The 19,294-nt window shown below is 64.8% G+C and carries 20 protein-coding genes; 14 read left to right on the top strand and 6 right to left on the bottom strand.

Annotation, left to right across the window (positions count from 1 at the left end; all coding sequences use genetic code 11):
• Positions 1-79 precede the first annotated feature (79 nt).
• Positions 80-2,887, top strand: a complete 2,808-nt coding sequence (locus tag M2335_RS07565) for a DUF3857 domain-containing protein (RefSeq protein WP_264594293.1) — start codon at positions 80-82, stop codon at positions 2,885-2,887.
• A gap of 190 nt (positions 2,888-3,077) precedes the next feature.
• Here M2335_RS07565 and purQ read toward each other — a convergent pair whose 3' ends face one another.
• From purQ to M2335_RS07545, 4 genes are all read right to left on the bottom strand, one after another.
• Entirely contained in the window at positions 3,078-3,752 is a 675-nt protein-coding gene (gene purQ, locus M2335_RS07560) for a phosphoribosylformylglycinamidine synthase subunit PurQ (protein WP_181560005.1), read from the bottom strand.
• 25 nt (positions 3,753-3,777) lie between these two features.
• Positions 3,778-4,011 (bottom strand): phosphoribosylformylglycinamidine synthase subunit PurS, encoded by a 234-nt coding sequence (purS, locus tag M2335_RS07555; RefSeq protein ID WP_264570683.1) that lies wholly within the window; start codon positions 4,009-4,011, stop codon positions 3,778-3,780.
• 51 nt (positions 4,012-4,062) lie between these two features.
• Positions 4,063-4,836 carry a nucleotidyltransferase domain-containing protein gene (locus M2335_RS07550; RefSeq protein ID WP_264594292.1) on the bottom strand — a complete coding sequence of 258 codons (774 nt, stop codon included), beginning with the start codon at positions 4,834-4,836 and terminating at the stop codon, positions 4,063-4,065.
• Positions 4,837-5,124: 288 nt separating this feature from the next.
• Positions 5,125-5,598 carry a DUF6456 domain-containing protein gene (locus M2335_RS07545; RefSeq protein WP_264594291.1) on the bottom strand — a complete coding sequence of 158 codons (474 nt, stop codon included), beginning with the start codon at positions 5,596-5,598 and terminating at the stop codon, positions 5,125-5,127.
• A gap of 97 nt (positions 5,599-5,695) precedes the next feature.
• Here M2335_RS07545 and M2335_RS07540 point away from each other — a divergent pair, with 97 nt between their 5' ends.
• From M2335_RS07540 to M2335_RS07530, 3 genes are read left to right on the top strand one after another with little or no spacing between them, the layout of a single operon-like run.
• A complete protein-coding gene (locus M2335_RS07540; RefSeq protein WP_264594290.1) occupies positions 5,696-6,259 on the top strand; it encodes a helix-turn-helix domain-containing protein in 564 nt (187 codons plus the stop codon).
• 60 nt (positions 6,260-6,319) lie between these two features.
• On the top strand, positions 6,320-6,550 hold the full coding sequence (locus M2335_RS07535; protein ID WP_264594289.1) for a type II toxin-antitoxin system Phd/YefM family antitoxin: 231 nt from the start codon (positions 6,320-6,322) through the stop codon (positions 6,548-6,550).
• Entirely contained in the window at positions 6,547-7,017 is a 471-nt protein-coding gene (locus tag M2335_RS07530; RefSeq protein WP_264594288.1) for a PIN domain-containing protein, read from the top strand. The genes M2335_RS07535 and M2335_RS07530 overlap by 4 nt, the downstream gene beginning before the upstream one ends.
• Before the next feature lie 11 nt (positions 7,018-7,028).
• On the opposite strand, the gene M2335_RS07525 is transcribed toward M2335_RS07530, so the two are convergent.
• Positions 7,029-7,232 carry a hypothetical protein gene (locus tag M2335_RS07525; protein ID WP_264594287.1) on the bottom strand — a complete coding sequence of 68 codons (204 nt, stop codon included), beginning with the start codon at positions 7,230-7,232 and terminating at the stop codon, positions 7,029-7,031.
• Positions 7,233-7,356: 124 nt separating this feature from the next.
• Here M2335_RS07525 and rpiB point away from each other — a divergent pair, with 124 nt between their 5' ends.
• The 7 genes from rpiB (at position 7,357) to rpsD (ending at position 13,205) form a co-directional block, all read left to right on the top strand.
• Positions 7,357-7,809, top strand: coding sequence for a ribose 5-phosphate isomerase B (rpiB, locus tag M2335_RS07520; protein WP_181560012.1), 453 nt, complete (start codon positions 7,357-7,359; stop codon positions 7,807-7,809).
• Between the two features lie 53 nt (positions 7,810-7,862).
• Positions 7,863-9,182 (top strand): serine hydroxymethyltransferase, encoded by a 1,320-nt coding sequence (gene glyA, locus M2335_RS07515; RefSeq protein ID WP_264570689.1) that lies wholly within the window; start codon positions 7,863-7,865, stop codon positions 9,180-9,182.
• Positions 9,183-9,198: 16 nt separating this feature from the next.
• The gene (locus M2335_RS07510) at positions 9,199-9,405 is read left to right on the top strand and encodes a hypothetical protein (protein ID WP_264594286.1); all 207 of its coding nucleotides are present in this window, start codon (positions 9,199-9,201) and stop codon (positions 9,403-9,405) included.
• Positions 9,406-9,867 carry a transcriptional regulator NrdR gene (nrdR, locus tag M2335_RS07505; RefSeq protein ID WP_264594285.1) on the top strand — a complete coding sequence of 154 codons (462 nt, stop codon included), beginning with the start codon at positions 9,406-9,408 and terminating at the stop codon, positions 9,865-9,867.
• A gap of 77 nt (positions 9,868-9,944) precedes the next feature.
• Positions 9,945-11,096 carry a TrmJ/YjtD family RNA methyltransferase gene (locus tag M2335_RS07500; protein WP_264594284.1) on the top strand — a complete coding sequence of 384 codons (1,152 nt, stop codon included), beginning with the start codon at positions 9,945-9,947 and terminating at the stop codon, positions 11,094-11,096.
• 151 nt (positions 11,097-11,247) lie between these two features.
• Complete coding sequence (locus M2335_RS07495) at positions 11,248-12,426, top strand: acyltransferase family protein (protein WP_264594283.1); 1,179 nt, start codon at positions 11,248-11,250, stop codon at positions 12,424-12,426.
• A 164-nt stretch (positions 12,427-12,590) separates the two neighbouring features.
• On the top strand, positions 12,591-13,205 hold the full coding sequence (gene rpsD, locus M2335_RS07490; protein WP_181560017.1) for a 30S ribosomal protein S4: 615 nt from the start codon (positions 12,591-12,593) through the stop codon (positions 13,203-13,205).
• A gap of 115 nt (positions 13,206-13,320) precedes the next feature.
• On the opposite strand, the gene M2335_RS07485 is transcribed toward rpsD, so the two are convergent.
• Complete coding sequence (locus tag M2335_RS07485; RefSeq protein WP_264594282.1) at positions 13,321-15,348, bottom strand: alpha/beta hydrolase family protein; 2,028 nt, start codon at positions 15,346-15,348, stop codon at positions 13,321-13,323.
• Positions 15,349-15,486: 138 nt separating this feature from the next.
• Between M2335_RS07485 and M2335_RS07480 the strand changes: the two genes are divergently transcribed.
• The 3 genes from M2335_RS07480 to M2335_RS07470 all read left to right on the top strand — a co-directional run bounded on the left by M2335_RS07480 (position 15,487) and on the right by M2335_RS07470 (position 19,293).
• The gene (locus tag M2335_RS07480) at positions 15,487-17,211 is read left to right on the top strand and encodes a M28 family metallopeptidase (protein WP_413716107.1); all 1,725 of its coding nucleotides are present in this window, start codon (positions 15,487-15,489) and stop codon (positions 17,209-17,211) included.
• Between the two features lie 270 nt (positions 17,212-17,481).
• Positions 17,482-18,366, top strand: a complete 885-nt coding sequence (locus tag M2335_RS07475; protein WP_319799386.1) for a KpsF/GutQ family sugar-phosphate isomerase — start codon at positions 17,482-17,484, stop codon at positions 18,364-18,366.
• A 102-nt stretch (positions 18,367-18,468) separates the two neighbouring features.
• Positions 18,469-19,293 carry a 3-deoxy-manno-octulosonate cytidylyltransferase gene (locus tag M2335_RS07470; RefSeq protein ID WP_264594280.1) on the top strand — a complete coding sequence of 275 codons (825 nt, stop codon included), beginning with the start codon at positions 18,469-18,471 and terminating at the stop codon, positions 19,291-19,293.
• The last annotated feature ends 1 nt before the right edge of the window (position 19,294 follow it).

The following is a 19,294-nucleotide window of genomic DNA, read 5'->3' as shown; positions in this document are numbered from 1 at the left end:
GCGCAGCATCGATAGGGTCGATTGAGCCATTCGTCGCGATCAGCTAACGCCTCATGGCCTGCGCGATGAGGAGAGACGATTGAAACGGCGTATTTTTGCTTCAGCCCTGCTCTGTGGCCTCGCCCTCTCTGCGGTGGCGCGCGCGGGAGAGACACCGTTATATCAGCGCTCACCGGACTGGGTCATCGCCGCACAGCTTCCCGCGCCGTCCGCGCTTGCCGCGAGCGGCCCCGCCATCCTCATCTTCGACCGCCAGCAGCGCATCGCAGACGGCAGCCTGTGGACCTACTCGGACACCGCGCAGCGCATCACCTCGGCCGAACAGCTCAACCAGCTCGCCAACCTCACCCTGCCCTGGCTGCCGGACAAGGGCGATCTCATCATCCACGAGCTAGCGATCGTGCGCGATGGTCAGAACATCGATCTGCTGGCCGGTGGCCGCACCTTCACAGTCATCCGGCGCGAGCAGGCGCTGGAGCGGCGCGAACTCACTGGGCTGCTGACCGCGACCATGGCCGTCGAAGGCCTGCGCGTGGGCGACATCCTGCGCCTGCGCGCCTCCACCACCGGCAAGGACGCCGCGCTTGCCGGCCATGTCCAGGCGCTGACGCCGTTGATCACCGCGCCGGTCACGCTCGGTCAGGGTCGCCTCCGGACCCTGTGGGACAATGACAGCCCGGTCAAATGGAAGGTCGGCATCACCGGCATCGAGGCCAAGCCAGTCCGCGGCCCACGCTTCACTGAGCTTAGCTTTGCCCTGCCCGGCCCGCGCCAGACGGAGATTCCCTCCGATGCGCCCATCCGCTTTCAGCCGCTGCCACTGCTCGAGGTCTCTACGTTCAAGGATTGGGCCGACGTCTCCAGGACGATGTCCCCGCTGTTCGCGACGCAGGGCCTGCTCAAGCCCGGCAGCGCCCTGCTGCAGGAGGTCCAGGCGATCATGGCTGCCGAGCGTACGCCGCTCGGCCGTGCCCAGCGCGCCCTGCGGCTCGTTCAGGACCAGATCCGCTATCTGGCGGTCTCCATGGATGGCGGCAATTATGTGCCGCAAACGCCGGAGCAGAGCTGGGCTTTGCGCTATGGAGACTGCAAGGCCAAGACACTGATGCTCCTCGCGATGCTGCGCGGAATGGGCATTACGGCAGAGCCCGTGCTGGCCCATGCCCAGCTCGGCGACGCCGTCGTGAAGCGCCTCGCCAGCCCGGCCGCCTTCAACCACATTCTCGTGCGCGCGCAGATCGATGGCGAATCCCTTTGGCTGGACGGCACCGGCATTGGCTCGCGGATCAAGGATATCCACGATACGCCGCCCTTCCGCTATGTGCTGCCGCTACGCCCGGACGGCGCCGATCTCCTGCTGATCGAGCCGCGCAATGCCGGCCGCCCCGCCTTCGACCTGACGATGACCATGGATGAGACCGCCAGCATCGATCTGCCAAGCGTGTTCGATCTCACGCTGGTGTTGCGCGGCCTCGCCGCCATGCAGCTCAACGTCGTGCGCACGCAGCTGGACAGCGAGAAGCAGCAGGAGGTGCTTGGCGAGTTCCTCTCCAGCGTGGTCGGCGAATCCCAGTTTGCGGACATCAGCCTCACCGGAGACGATCAGGCGGGGATCGTGACGATCAAGGCACGCGGCGTCACCGATTCAGAGTGGGCGTGGACGGACAAGACCATGCGCCGCGCGGTCGACAAAAGCATCTCGTCGATCAGCTTCGCGCCGGATCGCGCACGTGCGGCCTGGTCCGCCATCCCGGTCGCGACGCCGGCGCCCGAGGGACGCCATGTTCGCACGACCATCCGCCTGCCCCAGCAGGGCGCGGGCTTCCGCGTTGAGGGCGAGCCTGCGCTGGCCGCCCGCATCGCCGGCTATGATTTCAAGCGCGCGCTCAGTCTTGAGAAAGGCGTGCTCACCATCGATGAAAATGTCGATTCCACCGGCATCGAGATCCCGGCCAGCGAGATCGGCCCCGAGAAGGACCGCCTTGCCACCGCGCAATCGCAGGCGCCGCGCCTGATCGCCCCGGCCAATGCCCTGCGCTCGTGGGACATCACCGGCAAGGATCCCGCCGGCGCGACGCAGATCGCCGCCGCGCAGGCCGTCTACGCCAAGGCCATTGCCGCCAATGCCGACAAGGCCGCGCCCTATCGCGACCGGGCGACATTTCTCCGCGCCATCAATGATCGCGAGGGCGCTCTGGCCGATCTCGGCAAGGCCATCACGATCGAGCCGGACATCGACCTCTATCTGATGCGCAGCCAGATCCACAAGGAAATGGGCGACCTCAAGGCATCGCTGGCGGATGCCGAAGCCGGCCGTGCGCTCGACCCCGCGTCCGTGGGCGCGGTGTTCAGGGTCGCCAACCTGCGCGCCGAAAGCGGCGATCTGGATGGGGCCGTCGCACTGCTGGATCAACGCATTGCGCTGGGCGGCGAATCTCGCCGGACCTTCCAGGAAGGCAAGGCTGACATCATCGGCACTTATGGCGACCCGGCCACGGCGCTCGCGCTGGTCGACACGCTGCTGGAAGACCGGCCGGGCACGCCGTCGCTGCTCAATATGCGCTGCTGGATCAAGGGGACGCGGCAGGTCGAGATCGAAACCGCCGCGAAGGATTGCACATCGGCGCTGGAGCTGAGCAACAGTCCCTATGGCATTCTGGATAGCCGTGCGGTCGTCTCCTACCGTCTCGGCCGGTATGAGGATGCGCTCCGCGATCTGAATGCCGTGCTGAATGCCGTCCCCAATCTCGCCGAAAGCCGCTTCATGCGCGGCGTCGTCCTCGCCCGCATGGACCGCGGCGCGGAGGGCCAGACCGATCTCGCCATCGCCCGCCGCATCAAGCCCCGCATCGACGCGGACTATGCGCGCTTTGGCATTGCCCCGTAAGGCAAGGAAGCGAGCATCGAGCACCAGCCTATCCCACCTTCGACACCCCGGACTTGATCCGGGGTCCAGCTTTCTTGGTGGGCTGCTTGAACCTTCGGCTGCATTGAAGCAGCGGGACCCCGGATCAAGTCCGGGGTGACGAGGGAGGAGGTCGCGACCGACGGATGTCCCAACTGGCGCCCGCAAACCCTCAAGCGCGTGCGAGCAGGCCCTCTGTCAGTCCCTCGAACATCCGGCGCCCATCGGTGCTGCCATGGGTCTTCTCGATCGCGCGTTCGGGGTGCGGCATCATGCCGAGCACATTGCCGCCCTCATTGAGGATCCCCGCGATGTTCCGCGCCGATCCATTGACGGCCTCGGCATAGCGGAACGCAACGCGGCCCTCTCCTTCCAGTCGATCCAGCGTCTGCGCATCGGCAAAATAATTGCCGTCATGATGCGCGACGGGGATGTTGATCGTCTGGCCGGCCTCATAGCCGCTGGTGAATGCGCTCTGGCTGTTCTCCACGGTCAGCGCCACGCTGCGGCAAACGAAGTGGATGCCGGCATTGCGCATCAGTGCGCCCGGGAGAAGCCCCGCTTCGGTCAGCACCTGAAAACCGTTGCAGATGCCGAGCACATAGGTACCACGCGATGCCGCCTGAGCGACGGCCTGCATGATCGGCGAGCGCGCCGCCATGGCGCCGGAGCGCAGATAGTCGCCATAAGAAAAGCCGCCGGGCACGCCGATGAGGTCCAGACCCTCCGGCAATTCCGTCTCGCGATGCCAGACCATCTCAGGCTTGGCGCCGCTCACGGCCTCGAAAGCCACGGCCAGATCGCGGTCGCAATTGGAGCCCGGGAAGACGATGACAGCGCTTTTCATCGGAAACGTCCTTCCTGTCGCCGGCTCAGCCGATCGCCTCGATGCGGTAATTCTCGATCACCGTATTGGCGAGCAGCTTGCGGCACATGGCGTCGATCTCGTCCTCGCTGGTGCCGTCGGCCAGATCGAGCTCGATGAGCTTGCCGGCGCGGACATCATTGACGCCGCCAAAGCCCAGCCCTTCCAGCGCGTGCTGGATCGCCTTGCCCTGCGGATCGAGCACGCCGGATTTCAAGGTGACGAACACGCGGGCTTTCATCGGGACTGTCCTTGTCATGTTGATCGGTGATGGTGATCGGATGCGCCGGCCCTAGACCCGGTCTTTCGTCGCCGCAAGGGGTGAGCGCGCGTCGATGCGTTGCGCAGCCAGGGCATCGCGCCGAAAACGGTCGAAGCAGCGCCCGCCGACGCGGGCCAGCTCCGCCTCGCCCAGCTGCAGCACAGCGTCAGCTCGCCCGGCGCCGAACAGATCAGCAAAGGCGGTCTCGTAGCGGCTCGAGAGGCCGGGTTGCGCAGCCTCCAGCTGGCGGGGCAGCCATTTGCCGGCGCCATTCCAGCAGTCGCGGGTGCGCAGGCTCAGTTCCGCCAGCAGCGGGTGGAGTCGCGCGCCGATGGCCAGCTTCTCGGAGCGGCTGCGCTCGCCGCGCAGATCGTCCAGGGCGTCCGTGATCTGGTAACGGAGGTCTTCGAGCGCCTCGGCACTCAGCGGCCTCGGCCCCGCCGCGAGCCGCGCCGCGACCTTCGCCTGCAGAACCTTGCCGAGCGCGATCCGCCGCCCGATCACTTCGCCCTCGGCCACCATCGAGAGCAAAGAGGGGCGCCCCTTCGCAATATCCTGCTCCATGAACCAGGCGAGCGTGGAGGGATCGTGCACGAACATTTCAACCGGCACGCCGTCGACCGTCTCCGATTCCCGGTGCGCCAGGGGCAGCGCGCGATAGACCACCACCAGATCGATATCCGACCAGGCGCGCCCTTCACCGCGCATGATGGAACCGGCCACAAAGGCGTAATCGGCTCCGGGAAAGCGTTCGAGGAAAATGGACTTGGCAATGGCCAGCGCGCGCGCGGGATCGGTGATCATGATGGCCGCGCCTTATCAGCCCGGCGCGCGGAAGAAAATGCGCCTGAGCCAGAGCGGATCGGGTTTGAGGTGGTGGCGGGCTGGGGCGGATCGGAACGACCCGGGCGCGGACAAGGTGGGCACCCCACCGAAGGAACGCGTCCCTCTCCCTTCCTCCGTCATTCCCGCGAACGCGGAAATCCAGGTCAGCGCCGGCGCGTTAAGGCAACGTCGAAGCTGGATTCCCGCGTTCGCGGGAATGACGAGGGTGAGGGGCGCTATGCAAGCAACCGTGAAGCGGTGGCTGGCTTATCGAATCCGGTAAAAATCCCCTACCCGATCCAGCGCGAAGCCCAGCACCAGCTTGCCGGCCCGCGCCGGCCAGCCGAGCGCGCGTTCGGCCGCGACGAGGCTTTCGCACGCGCATACGACCCGCCACAGGATATCCACCAAACCGGGGCCGGCCGCCGCCAGCGCGCCATTCAGCCGGTCGCGCGCGCTCATTCTTGCGAGCGTCGGCGCTTGCCCCGGCGCCCCGCCCCGCCCGGCGCGAACAGGTACGGCCGCCAGATCCCAGTTCATCGTCACGCGCGCGCCCATGCCAGCCTGCTCCCAATCGCGGCGCAGCGCCTCAGCGGCATCGAACTGGCGCTGGCTCAGCATCCCACGCGCATGGAGCCAGCTCGTCGGCGATTCTGCGATGTTGACCATCACGCGCTCGCGCCGCCCATCGGGCCCTTCGATCACCCGTTCCACTGTCCTGTTGCTTCGCCGTTCGGTCATGCCCTGCGTCTCCTGTTTCGAGTCGCAAAAACCATTGCCATGTGGCGACAAATGTAGGACATAGCGAACCGATGAGGTTAACAAATCAGGTGAGCCGATGATTACGAGGATCAGGGAAGTCCGCAAGGCGCGGGGCCTCACGCTGGAGGGAGTGGCAGCTCGCTGCGAACCCCCGACCACAGCCCAGACCATCGGTCGCCTCGAAACAGGCACGCGAACCGTATCGGTAAAATGGCTCAACCGTATCGCCGCTGCGTTGGACGTGCAGGCCAGCGACCTCGTCGATCTGCCCGCCAGCGAGAAAGTGCCCGTCGCCGCGCTGGTCGGCCCGGATGGCGCTGGCGCTCCCAGCCGCCCGCTCACGTTGGTGCCGCCCGGCGTGCCCAAGGGCGCGCTCGGCATCCGCATGACCGCCGCGCTGGGCGATTACCGCGCCGGAGACGAATTGTGGTGCGAACCCCTGCCGCCGGAGCGGTTCGCTGACGCACTCAACCGCGACGTGCTGGTGCCCCGCCCCGCCGGCCGCTTCCTTTTCGGCCGCCTCATCGGCCGCGACGGCGCCATGCTCCACCTCCTCCCGCTCGGCATCGGCATGCGCCAGCAAGTGGTGAACGACCCCGCCTGGATCGGCTTGCCGGTGCGGCTGATCCGGGATTTGTGAGGCGTTCCGTTTTCCGCTAAGCGCCTTGCAGAAATTAGTGTTATCCACTAATTTGGCCGGATGGACAAAGCGATCACCGCCAGCGAGGCCAACCAACATTTCTCAGAACTTCTTCGCGAAGTTTCGGAGGGCGAGAGCTTTACCGTGATGTCACGCGGACGACCCGTTGCCCGTGTCCTCCCCATCGATCGGCATCAGGAAGCACAGTCGGTCCGCAATTTGCTCGCATTTGTGGCCGATCTACCGGTCCGCCGCGCCGGGGCGTGGTCGCGTGAGGATCTCTACGAATGAGCCGCATTGCGCTGGACAGTAACATCCTCGCCTATCTCGCAGGGGTGAGCCGCGCCCCGGAGGATGACCCCAAGATCGCAAAGATCCGCGCATTGGTGGCGCAGCTTGCCGAGGTGGCAAGCCTCATCGCACCGGCACAGACCCTCGGCGAACTGTTCGTCGTCCTGCACCGCGCCGGCGCCAGTGCCGACGAGGCCCGGGCCATCCTGCTTGAATTCGCGAGCGCATTCGGCACCTCGGCTTCCGAGGCACGAATTGCTCTGGCGGCGGCCGATCTCGTGGTCGATCACAGGCTGCAGTTCTGGGATGCGCTGATTGTCACGGCAGCGGCGGAAGCGGGCTGCAGCCTGCTCCTGTCCGAGGATATGCAACATGGCTTCGTCACGCGCGGTCTGACCGTTATCAACCCGCTGGCACCCACATGGCACCCGAAGCTCAAGGTCCTGCTGAAAACCGCGACCGGTTAAGGCTGCAGCGCTTACTCCCCGGCGTTCGCCACGCCCGCCGCACCCGGCTCCGCCACCGGGATCGTCCAGATCGTCACATTCATGAACATTACCATCGCCGCGACGATCATCAGCCAGCCGCGCTTGGCATCGTGCCGCCAGCCGATCATGTAAATGCCGCCCACGCCCAGCGCGATGCCGGCGAGCATGAGGATGGAGAGAATGGTCCCGCTCATGGCTGCGCGATAGCCCGAGCGGGCAAGTCACGCAATCCACGGTGGCATTCTGGGCCGGTGGATACTAGATAGCGGCGCGAAGCCGACTCGTTCAAATTCAGAGTTGGGCCGGGGACCTTCTGCCATGCGTATCGCCATCGCTTCCGACCATGCCGCAACCGACCTCAAGGCCGCGTTGGCCAATTGGTTGCGCGAGCAGGGTCATGATGTGAATGACCTTGGCCCGGCCGCGGGCGAGAGCGTCGACTATCCCGATTATGGCTACAAGCTGGCCGCCGAGATCGCGGCCGGTCGCGCCGAGCGCGGCGTGGCGCTGTGTGGCTCGGGCATCGGCATTTCCATTGCCGTCAATCGCGATCCGGCCTGCCGCTGCGCGCTGGTGAGCGAGCCGCTCTCCGCCCAGCTCTCGCGCGAGCATAATGATGCGAATGTGATCGCGATGGGCGCCCGCCTGATTGGCCCGGAAATGGCCAAGGCCTGCCTCACCGCTTTCCTCACCACCGAATTCGGCGGCGATCGCCACGCTCGTCGCGTCGGCAAGCTCGGCAATCCGCCGGCGCTCGCCACGACGGCGTGATGCCGCGCCCGATCCGTTGAACACAGACGTCTGATAACAAGGAACATCCGCTCATGACTGCCTCGCCAGCCGCTGCCGATCTCGACAACCAGCCCGCCATCCGCGCTCAGGGCTTTTTCTCGACCGGCCTTGCGGACGCCGACCCCGAGGTGTTCGCCGCCATTCAGGGCGAGCTCAAGCGCCAGCAGGACAAGATCGAGCTGATCGCCTCCGAGAACATCGTCAGCAAGGCGGTGCTGGAAGCGACCGGCAGCGTGTTCACCAACAAATATGCCGAGGGCTATCCCGGCAAGCGCTATTATGGTGGCTGCGAATGGGCCGACGTGGTGGAGAACCTTGCCATCGAGCGCGCCAAGAAGCTCTTCGGTTGCGACTTTGCCAATGTGCAGCCCAATAGCGGCAGCCAGATGAACCAGGCGGTGTTCCTGGCGCTGCTGCAGCCGGGCGACACCTTCATGGGCCTCGACCTTTCGGCAGGCGGCCACCTCACCCATGGCTCGCCCGTCAACATGTCCGGCAAGTGGTTTAACTGCGTGTCCTATGGCGTGCGCAAGGAAGACCAGTTGCTCGATATGGACGAGGTGATCGCCAAGGCGCGCGAGCACAAGCCCAAGCTCATCATCGCGGGCGCCACCGCCTATCCGCGCGTGTGGGACTTCGCGGCCTTCCGCGCGATTGCCGATGAAGTGGGCGCCTATTTGCTGGTCGACATGTCGCACTTCTCCGGCCTCGTCGCTGGTGGCGCGCATCCCTCGCCCTTCCCGCACGCCCATGTCGTGACGACGACCACGCACAAGTCGCTGCGCGGCCCGCGCTCGGGCATCATCCTCACCAATGACGAGGCGCTCGCCAAGAAGTTCAACTCGGCCGTCTTCCCCGGTCTGCAGGGTGGCCCGCTGGTGCATGTCATCGCCGCCAAGGCCGTCGCCTTTGCCGAGGCGCTGCAGCCGGAATTCAAAGCCTACGCCCACCAGATCGTTGCCAATGCCAAGGCGCTGGCAGCCAGTCTCGCTGATGCCGGCGTTGCCGTCGTCTCCGGCGGCACCGACAATCACCTGATGCTGATTGACCTGCGCTCGCGCAACACGACCGGCAAGGCAGCCGAAAAGGCGCTCGATCGCGCCTACATCACCTGCAACAAGAACAGCGTCCCGTTCGATACGGCCAGCCCGTTCGTCACCTCCGGCCTGCGCCTCGGCACCCCGGCGGGCACGACGCGCGGCTTCCGCGAGGCCGAGTTCCGCCAGATCGGCGGCTGGATCGCCGAAGTGGTCGAGGGCCTGCGCCGCAATGGCGACGAGGGCGACGGCCAGATCGAGGCGCATGTACGTGAGAAGGTAAAGGCCCTCACCGCCGCCTTCCCGATCTACTGAGCAAGGACCGCGACCGATGCGCAAGCCCGACGATCTCGCCCAGCGCGCCAAGGCGGAAGCCACCGGCATGGCCAAGCAGGGGCTTGCCCATCCCTCGACCAAGCCGGTGCTGACCGGTGCGGCCATTGGCGCCGTGGCCGGGCTGGTCCTGCCGGTCGTCTCGCTGCCGCTTGGCCTTGTGGCCGGCGCCGGTATCGCCTTCTGGCAGAGGATTCGCCGCTAAATGCGTTGCCCTTATTGCGCCCATGAAGACAGCCAGGTGAAGGACAGCCGCCCTACGGAGGACGGCGCCGCGATCCGTCGCCGTCGCCAGTGCGAAGGCTGCGGCGCGCGCTTCACCACCTTCGAGCGCATACAGTTGCGCGACATTGCCGTCGCCAAATCGAACGGCACCAGCGAACCCTTCGACCGGGACAAGCTCGCGCGCTCCATCGAAATCGCCTGCCGCAAGCGAGCGATCGACACGGTGCGCATCGAGCGGCTGGTCTCGGGCATCCAGCGCCAGCTCGAAACCAGCGGCGAGACGGAAGTCCCGGCCGCCCGCATCGGCGAACTGGCCATGGAAGGTCTCAAGGGGCTGGACAGCGTTGCCTACATCCGCTTCGCCAGCGTCTATCGCGATTTCACCGAGGCGAAGGATTTTGAGTCGTTCGCAGGGTCGATCCGTGAGGTTGGTGGGGAGTGAGACTGAGACCTGCCTCACTCCCGTTCGCCCTGAGTAGCCACTGAGCCTGTCGAAGTGGCGTATCGAAGGGCCTTGCCATGAGCTTCTACACCTATCTGCTAAAGTGCGCGGATGGCAGCTATTATGTCGGCCATACGGACAATCTTGACCTGCGCATTGCCCAGCATGAGTCTGGATCAATTCCCGGCTACACAGCAACGCGCTTGCCGGTCGCTCTTTCGTGGTCGGAATCGTTCGGAACGCGCGAGGAAGCATTGAGTGCGGAGCAACAGATCAAGGGCTGGTCACGCAAGAAGAAGGAAGCGCTGATCGCGGGAGATTTTGCGGCCCTCAAGGAAGCGGCGCGCAAGTCCTTCGATACGCCGCTTCGACAGGCTCAGCAGCAACTCAGGACGAACGGGGAAGAAACAGCCGCATTTCCTTCCGTCAGCGCTACCGCCTCGCCTGCGCTCAGCTCGGCCCTTCGACTTCGCCCAGGGCGAACGGAGGAAAGTGAGCAAGTGCAAGGGCATGACACTCCACGCCCCGTCATCGTCCTCGTCCGCCCTCAACTCGGCGAGAACATCGGCAAGGCGGCGCGGGCGATGCTCAATTTTGGGCTGACCGAGATGCGGCTGGTCACGCCGCGCGATGGTTGGCCCAATCCGGCGGCCGGCCCCGCAGCCGCGGGCGCGGACGGGGTTCTGGCCAACGCGCAGGTGTTCGAGACGCTGGCCGATGCCGTGGCGGACTGTCCGCATGTCTATGCCACCACCGTGCGCAAGCGCGGCGTGACCAAGCCTGTCGTGACGCCGGAAGAAGCCGCGCGGGATATCCACCTTGCGCAGGGGCGCAGTGCCATCGTCTTTGGCCCGGAGCGTTCCGGGCTGGAAACCGACGATGTGGCGCTTGCCCGGGCTATCCTCACGGTTCCGATCAACCCGGAGTTCGGCTCGCTCAACCTCGCGCAGGCCGTCATCCTGTGCGCTTATGAATGGTCCAAGCAGGCGGCGCTCAGCCAGCCGACCCACACCGACCTGCTGCCCCCCGCCCCGCAGGAAGAGCTGGAGGGCATGATCGCCCAGCTCGATGGCATGCTCGAGCAAGCCGGCTATTTCTACCCGCCCGATCGCGCCCCGGCGACACGGCGTACCCTGCGCGGCGTGCTCACCAAGCCCGGCTGGAACAGCCTCGAAGTGCGCACCCTGCGCGGCGTTCTCTCCGCGCTGGCCAATCCGCGTCCCCGCTGACAATCAGGGAAGCCGACACCGAGCGACCGGCCCATTGCCGCCATCTTGCGGGTCAAAACCGACGAACCTCCCTGCCATCGCGGCCAGCCGTGCCACCGCTCTGGTGCCCGAGCGCTTTCTTGTTCAAGGCTGGTGCGCGTCAGGAAGAAGAATGAGAACAGACGTTTCGGGTCGTGAACATCATTGGGACGCCATGCGCGCCCTGCTCATGCTGCTCGGCATTCCCTATCATGTCGCCATGGCCTATCGCGCCAATGACGTGTGGATCGTCAATGCGGGCGAAGGTGATCTCATCTTCACATGGATCGCCGGCATCATCCACCTGTTCAGAATGCCCGCTTTCTTCGTGATCGCTGGCTATTTCACCGCGCTGCTGCTGATGCGCCGCGCGCCCGGCGCGTGGATGAAGAACCGCCTGATCCGCCTCGGCCTGCCCTTCGTTGCCGCGTTGCTCACCCTCAATCCGCTGCTCAATCTATTCTGCGAACTCTCCAATTTCAGCCTCTGGGGCGCCTTGGGCTCGCTGGAGAAGAACAGCCTGCAATCCGGCGGATATTGGGTGCGGCATTTGTGGTTCATCATCGTGCTGCTTTATCTGTGCGGCGCGGCCGCTCTGCTCTGCCATCTCGCGCCGCGCGCGGCGCAGGCTATGCTTCCCGCCCGTATCGATGACTGGCTTGGCCGGCATATGGCAGCGGCCGTGATCGGCCTCGGCGTCGTGATCGGCGCTTGGCAGGCCGGGGCGATCGAGCTCTTCTATGCCTGGGGTTTTGCCACCAACCTGCCCCAGCAAATCCTGCGGATCGACCAGTTGATCCAGTTCGCGCCGTGGTTCGCGCTTGGCTGGCTGGTCTGCCGCGCCCCGCAGTTCCGCGCAGCACTGCACAAGCCTTCCGCGTTGCTTGCGCTGATCGCCCTCGCCGCCACCCTGCTCTACCTCCAGATCGGACGAGACGTGCACCCGATGACGGAGCGGTTCATCGGCGCCATTGCGGCGATCACCATGACGCGGGCCCTCATTGCTGCCATGAAGCGGCTGGCCGACGGGCCAAGCCCGGCAGTGCAGGCGCTGGTGAGCGGGGCCTTCGTGATTTATCTTGTCCATCTGCCGATTACGGCCGGTCTCGTGGTCGTCGGCCAGCACATCCCCATGCCGGTGGTGGTAAAGGCGGGCGTGATCACCGCGCTCACAATGGCGCTCAGTTGGGGCTGCTGGCGCATCGTCCAGGCCTCCCCTACCCTGCGCCTGCTGTATGACGGCGTGGGGCCGGAGCTTCCGCGCCTGACCACACCCCCCGCGCGAAAGACCGCCACCGCGACGGCACCTTGACTTTCCGCCCCTCGCCCGCCATAGGCGCGCCTGCGCAATCGGCCCCGCACCCCGGTGCAGCGGCGGCCCTGCCTCTGAAAATGAGTGTCAGGCGAAAGACCGGGATCGACGCCAAACCCTTTGAGGGCGCGGCAGACGTTGTTCGCAATTGAAGGAAAGTCATCATGACGAAGCGCACAAGCGCCAAGTACAAGCTCGACCGTCGCATGGGCGAGAACATCTGGGGTCGCCCCAAGAGCCCGGTCAACAAGCGTGAATATGGCCCCGGTCAGCACGGCCAGCGCCGCAAGGGCAAGATGTCCGACTACGGCATCCAGCTGCGCGCCAAGCAGAAGCTCAAGGGCTATTATGGCGACGTGACAGAGAAGCAGTTCAAGAAGAGCTACATCGAAGCCAGCCGCATGAAGGGCGACACCAGCCAGAACCTCATCGGCCTGCTCGAGCGTCGTCTGGACGCGGTTGTCTACCGCGCCAAGTTCGCGCCGACGATCTTCTCGGCTCGCCAGATCGTCTCGCACGGCCACATTTATGTGAACGGCGTGAAGTGCAACATCGCGTCGCGTCTGGTGAAGCCGGGCGACGAGATCACGCTCGGCAAGAAGGCGCAGGAAATGGCGCTCGTTCTCGAGGCTCAGAGCCTGCCCGAGCGCGACATCCCCGACTATCTCGCCCCCGATGGCGCCACCAAGATCACCTACACCCGCGTCCCCACGCTGGACGAGGTGCCCTATCCGGTGAAGATGGAGCCGAACCTGGTCGTCGAGTTCTACTCGCGCTGATCGATCGGCCTCTCAGGCAGATTTCAAAAAAGGCGGTCCGGCAACGGGCCGCCTTTTTTCATGATCGCGCGCCTGCTCTGCGACGCAGCCTTTCGGCTGAGGCTGAACGCCGCGCTCAAGGCGCGGCGTTCAGCGCTTTCTGCAGGAAGTTGGCGGACTGGACCAACATGTCTTTCCGCGCTTCGCTGTCATCCAGATAATGGTCCAGCTGCTCGTAGACGACCAGCGTCCCGTCCTTCCCCGCCTGCCGCAGCCGATCAGACATCAGCCGTGACTGGCCAACGTTCACATTGCGGTCGAACGTGCCGTGGAACATGAGGACCGGCGCCTTGATGCGACCCGCCTGCCGGGCTGGCGAGCCCTGCTCGATATGAGGGCCCGAGCCGATGAAGTCCTTCTGCAGATAATAGTTGCTCCAGCCGGACCACTCATTCTTCAGCCTTTCCAGATCGGTCACAGGGGCAATGGCAATCACGGCGCGGAACAAATCCGGTTCCACAGCAGCCGACTGGAGCGCGGCATAGCCGCCGTAAGACCAGCCAGAGACGACGAGCTTGCGCGGGTCGGCAATCCCTTCGCGGATCAGCCAGCGCCCGGCATCGACAACGTCGCCGATGGCCACGTTCCAACTCTTGAACCCATTGGTCTGGAACCACGTATCGCCATAGCCGGACGAGCCCCGGAAGTTCGGCTGCAGCACAGCGTAGCCCTGATTGGCCCAGAACTGCACCATCCAGTCAAAGCCCCAGCTATCCCGTGCGCTCGGGCCGCCATGCGGCATCACGATGGCGGGAAGCCCTTTTCCGTCGCTCCCCGGCGGCAGGGTCAGATAGGCAGGAATCTTGGTGCCGTCCGCAGCATCGAACGTGATGTGCCGGACGGTCGCGAGCGACAGGTTCTGCGTCCCCGCGCGGCTAAAGGCCAACTCCGTCAGGCCGCGCATCTCACGGTCCAGAAGATAATAGCGGCCGGGGTCGACATCGCTCCCAGCCCAAAGCAGCAGCTTGCGCTCATCCTGACTGGAATCCTGAAAATGGATGAGAGGCAAGTTTGGCAAGCCGCGCGAAAGCGCCTTGCTCAACCGCTTGAGCTCGGGGTCGATATATTCAACCTCCGTCTTATCGGTGGTGTAGGAAATGCCGATGACGCGTGAATTGCGCCCGATCGTCACGAACCCCTCGACGTCGACATCCGGGCGGGCCAGCAGCAGCTTCTCCGACGCTTGGCCGTCAAGCGACACCGAATAGGCGGCATAGCGACCGTCCAGCTTCCGCAAGCCGTAAGCAAGGTTCAAGGCAGGATCGACATAATAGGGATTGAACCCCTCACCCGTCCTTGAATCGAAATCGCCCAGGAGCCGCCAGTTGCTACCGTCTGCACCGCTATACTGGTAGCGCGTGATGCCGGACGCATAGCCCTCCGAGGTTCTGTTGGGATCTATGCCACGAATGCGAATGTGGCCCTGGCCGTCGCTGATGAACTCAGTATTAGCTGGGCGTGGCCGCTCGATCGCAGAGACCGTCCGCATGGAAATCGTATCGACCTGATCCACGCCAAGGCCATCGGCAACCTGCGCGAGCCGCGTGCCGGTCGTGGATTCCGGCACAAACTCGCGGAGCAAGAGCACATGGCCGTCCTGCCCAGGGTTCCAATCCAGCACAGATCCGCCGAACAGCCGGTAGCCCAGCGCATTCCCCTTGGTACCCGGCAATCGAAGTGACTGCATCCGCTTGCCGTCCGCATCGATCGCAATCAGCCGGCTGGCGTAGCTGAGTTGGCCGTCGTTGAGTGGGAACACCCCATAAATACTGCAAAGGAGACGGCGGGTCCCGCTCCAACGGCACCAGCTCAGCCGTTCGGGTGATCCCGATGCCTGCAGGATGCCGACAGGACGGGAGTCCTCCCGAGTGAGATCGAGAATGCGGACCTGCGTGCCGCGTGCACCAATGGGCTCGATGGTTGCGAGCAAAGCCCCGTCGGGGGAGAGACTGGCGTGCTGCACGCTCGGGCGCGCTCCAAAGGTCGCGGCCGCCTGCTCGACGCTCGACGGGGCACCCGCCGCCGCGCCGGCCGCCCCCGCGCCGACCGCGATACTAAACAAGCTCGCGCCCATAACCCGCGCGACGACGCCGGTCGAAATCATAGAAATCCCCCCTCGTAAATGGCCCCACCAAAGCATGACGGCACAGCCATGCCTCTGATTAAGCGGCTTCATGTTGAACACGCAAGCAGACCCTGACATGAGCGACTATCACCTTGCCTGTTGCTGGAAGAAGTACCCATGCGCCTCCCTCGTCTCGCGATCGCTCTCCCTCTCGCGCTTCTCGCTGCGTGCCAACCCACAGCCACGCCACTGAAAAGCACGGCCGATGCCGCGCCCGTGTCAGCGGACCCGGCATTTGTTTTGCCTGCCGCCGTGATGGCAAAACCCATCGACATCAATCTGCTCAAAAGCGTCACGCGCACCCTGTCCTCGGACGCTTTCGAAGGGCGCGCGCCCGGGACTGTCGGCGAGGAAAAGACCGTCTCCTATCTCATCGCCCAGATGCGCAAGGCTGGCCTGAAACCGGGCAACAAGGGAAGCTGGACACAGGACGTGCCGCTGGTCGAACTGACACCCTCGCCGGACATGACCTTGCGGATCGCCGGGGCCAAAACCGCCATCAACCTCGCCTACAAAACGGATATGGTCGCGGGCACCTATCGGGTGGTGCCGACCAGCACGGTGGCGGCCAGCGACATGGTGTTCGTCGGCTACGGCATCAACGCGCCCGAACGGGGCTGGAACGATTATGCCGGCGTTGATGTGCGCGGCAAGACGGTGGTCATCCTCGTCAACGATCCCGATTACGAGATGGAAGGTCTCGACGGTCCCTTCGAGGGTCGCGCCATGACCTATTATGGCCGCTGGACCTACAAATATGAGGAAGCCGCGCGGCAAGGCGCGGTTGCCGCGCTGATCGTTCACGAGACATTTCCGGCCGCTTATCCATGGGACGTGGTCGTCTCCTCCTGGACCGGGCCGCAGCTCAACATCGATGTGCCGGGCGATCATATGGATCAGTCCGCCGCGGCTGGCTGGGTGACGCTCGATGCTGCCAAACGCGTCTTCGCTGCGGCCGGCAAGGATTTCGTCGCGCTCAGCGCGGCGGCCAAGCGCCCGGGCTTCCGGGCGGTGCCCTTGGGTGACCTCAAGGCCAGCATCACCATCAACAACACGGTCCGCCGCCAACGCTCCCGCAACGTGATCGGCATTCTCCCCGGCACCAGCCGGCCTGACGATTATGTGCTCTACACCGCGCACTGGGATCATCTGGGCCGGTGCGAACCAATCGATGGCGACGACATCTGCAATGGCGCGGTCGATAACGCGACGGGCACGGCCGCGCTGATTGCGCTGGCCAAGGCTCACCGTGACGCCGGACCCACTGCGCGCACCCTGGTGTTCCTCGCCGTGACGGCGGAGGAAGCCGGCCTGCTCGGTTCGGCTTATTATGCCGAGAACCCCGTCTTCCCGCTCGCGCGGACGGTGGGTGGCATCAACATGGATGCGCTGAACATGGCGGGCCCGACCCGCGACGTGGTGGTCATCGGCGGCGGCAAATCCGAGCTGGAGCTGTTCCTCGAACGCGCCGTCAAGGATGCGGGCCGCGTCATCAAGCCCGAGCCAGCGCCGGAGAAAGGCAGCTTCTACCGCTCCGACCATTTCAGCTTCGCAAAGCAGGGCGTGCCCATGCTGTATGCCGAGAGCGGCGAGGACCTGGTGGATGGCGGCGTGACGGCCGGCCAGGCCGCGGCCGAAGATTACACGGTCCACCGCTATCACAAGCCGCAGGACGAATATGATCCCCGCTGGAACTGGGCCGGCGCGGCAAGCGATCTCCAGCTTCACTATCGCATCGGCCGCGAACTGGCGCAGAGCGACGTGTGGCCCAACTGGTTCCCAACCGCAGAATTCCGGACGATTCGCGACGAGAGCCGGAGTGGAGCGAATGCGCCAAAGTAGACGGAACAGGTTATTAAGAGCCTTGGCGTTAAAACCTTAAATCATCGATTTGTTAAGGCCAGTTGTTCTGAGCAAGCGATGAGTTGTTGCGGTGCAAAAATGAGTTGCGCGAAAGCGCAGCCAAAGCTAGCCCAAGGCGCAAATCAGGGAAATTCCGTCGACATGGCTACTGTTCACCCGCGTTCCTTTCACCCTTCCCGGGTAGACCATGAAAGAACGCTCGAGGCGGGCCTGTCCGTTATCACGCAAGAGGCCGCTGGTCTCGCAGCCTTGGCTGCGTCGCTCGATCAGTCCTTTTCGGATGCCGTCAACGTCATCTTGAACACGCCCGGCCGTGTCGTCGTCGCCGGCGTCGGAAAGTCCGGCCATATTGCCCGCAAGATCGCTGCAACCTTTGCTGCGACCGGCACGTCCTCCTTCTTTCTTCACGCCGGGGAAGCAGCCCATGGCGACCTGGGGATGCTGAGTCAGGGCGATGTGCTGATCATTCTCTCCAACAGCGGCTTTTCGCCGGAATTGCGCCCGCTGCTCACTTATGCCGGGCGGCGGGGCGTACAGGTGATCGGCATCGTCTCGCGGCGTCATTCGCCGCTGGGCGTCGCAGCCGATATCGTCCTGCAACTGCCCGACGCACCAGAGGCCTGTCCCGTGCGGATTGCGCCGACGACCTCCACCACGATGATGTTGGCGCTTGGCGACGCGCTGGCCATGGCTGCCATGGAACGTCGCGGCCTCACGCGCACCGATATTGCCCAATGGCATCCCGGCGGAGACATCGGCTCGCGCCTCGCGCCGATCGAAGAAGTGATCAACGTCAACGACCCGCTTCCCCTGGTCCGCTGGGACGCGCCGATGCGCGACGTGGTTTTCGAGATGACAAGCGGCGGCAAGGGCGTGGCGGGCGTCGTGTCCGATGATGGCTCCCTGGTCGGCATCATCACCGATGGCGATTTGCGCCGCGCCTTCGACCATGTGCTTACCGCCCGCGCGGCCGATATCATGACCAGCGCCCCCATCACTGTGCCCGTGGGCACGCTGGTGGAAGAAGTTCTCACCCTCATGAACGATGCCAAGATCACGGTGCTGTTCGTCACGGCGCAGGATGACCGCGCAAAGCCCGTGGGCATCGCGCATATTCACGATCTCGCGCCCTGAGCGGGTGCGCCATGATCGCCGGTCAACGTCACGCCCAGATTGACCGCGAGGCTGATGGAACCCGGCTTGCATTCGGCCCGAGATTCGACGACGGGAAGCCGCATGAGTGAGCGCCCTGCCCTGGCTGACGCTGGGACCGTCATCATTATCCCGACACGCTATGGATCGAGCCGTTATCCCGGCAAACCGCTGGCGCCCATCATGGGCCCTGATGGCATCACGAATACGCTCATCGGGTGGAGCCATGATGGCGCACTCGCAGTCTGCGAAGACGCGGCCGTCGTCGTCGCGACGGACGACAAGCGGATCACCGACGAAGTCGATGGCTTTGGCGGCCAGTGGCTGATGACACCGGAAAGCTGCGGCAATGGCACCGAGCGGGTGGCGGCCTGCCTCGACGCGCTGCCCAATGCGCAGCTGCTCGTCAACTTCCAGGGCGATGCGCTGCTCACCCCGCCGGCTTTCGTCGCTGCCCTGATCGACCATATGCACGCCAATCCGGAGGTGCAGGTCGCGACCGTGGCGGTGCGGTGTTCACACGAAACCTATCGCCACCTTGCCGAGGATGCCGCGCAGGGCCGCGTGGGTGGCACCACCGTCGTGGTCAACGGTCGTTCGGAAGCGCTGTATTTCTCCAAGCGCATCCTCCCCTATCTCCCTGAAGGCCGCATGCCGAACGAGGACATGCCTGTGCTGCTCCATCTTGGCCTCTATGCCTATCGCCGCGCCGCGCTAGAGCGCTATGTCGCGCTGGGGCCGACGATGCTGGAGGCAGTCGAGGGCCTCGAACAGTTGCGCTTCCTCGTCGCGGGCATACCGGTCTCGGTCGTCACGCTTGAGGAACAAGGCTATCCCATCGTAGAGGTGAACAACCCCAGCGACGTTCCGCTGGTCGAAGGGATTCTCAGCGCGCGCGTCTCGCCCTAGG

Source organism: Sphingobium sp. B12D2B (assembly GCF_025961775.1).
In the GTDB taxonomy this organism is placed as follows: Bacteria; Pseudomonadota; Alphaproteobacteria; order Sphingomonadales; family Sphingomonadaceae; genus Sphingobium.
Note: the sequence above shows the minus strand (reverse complement) of the source record. Positions and strands in the feature narration are given on the sequence as shown.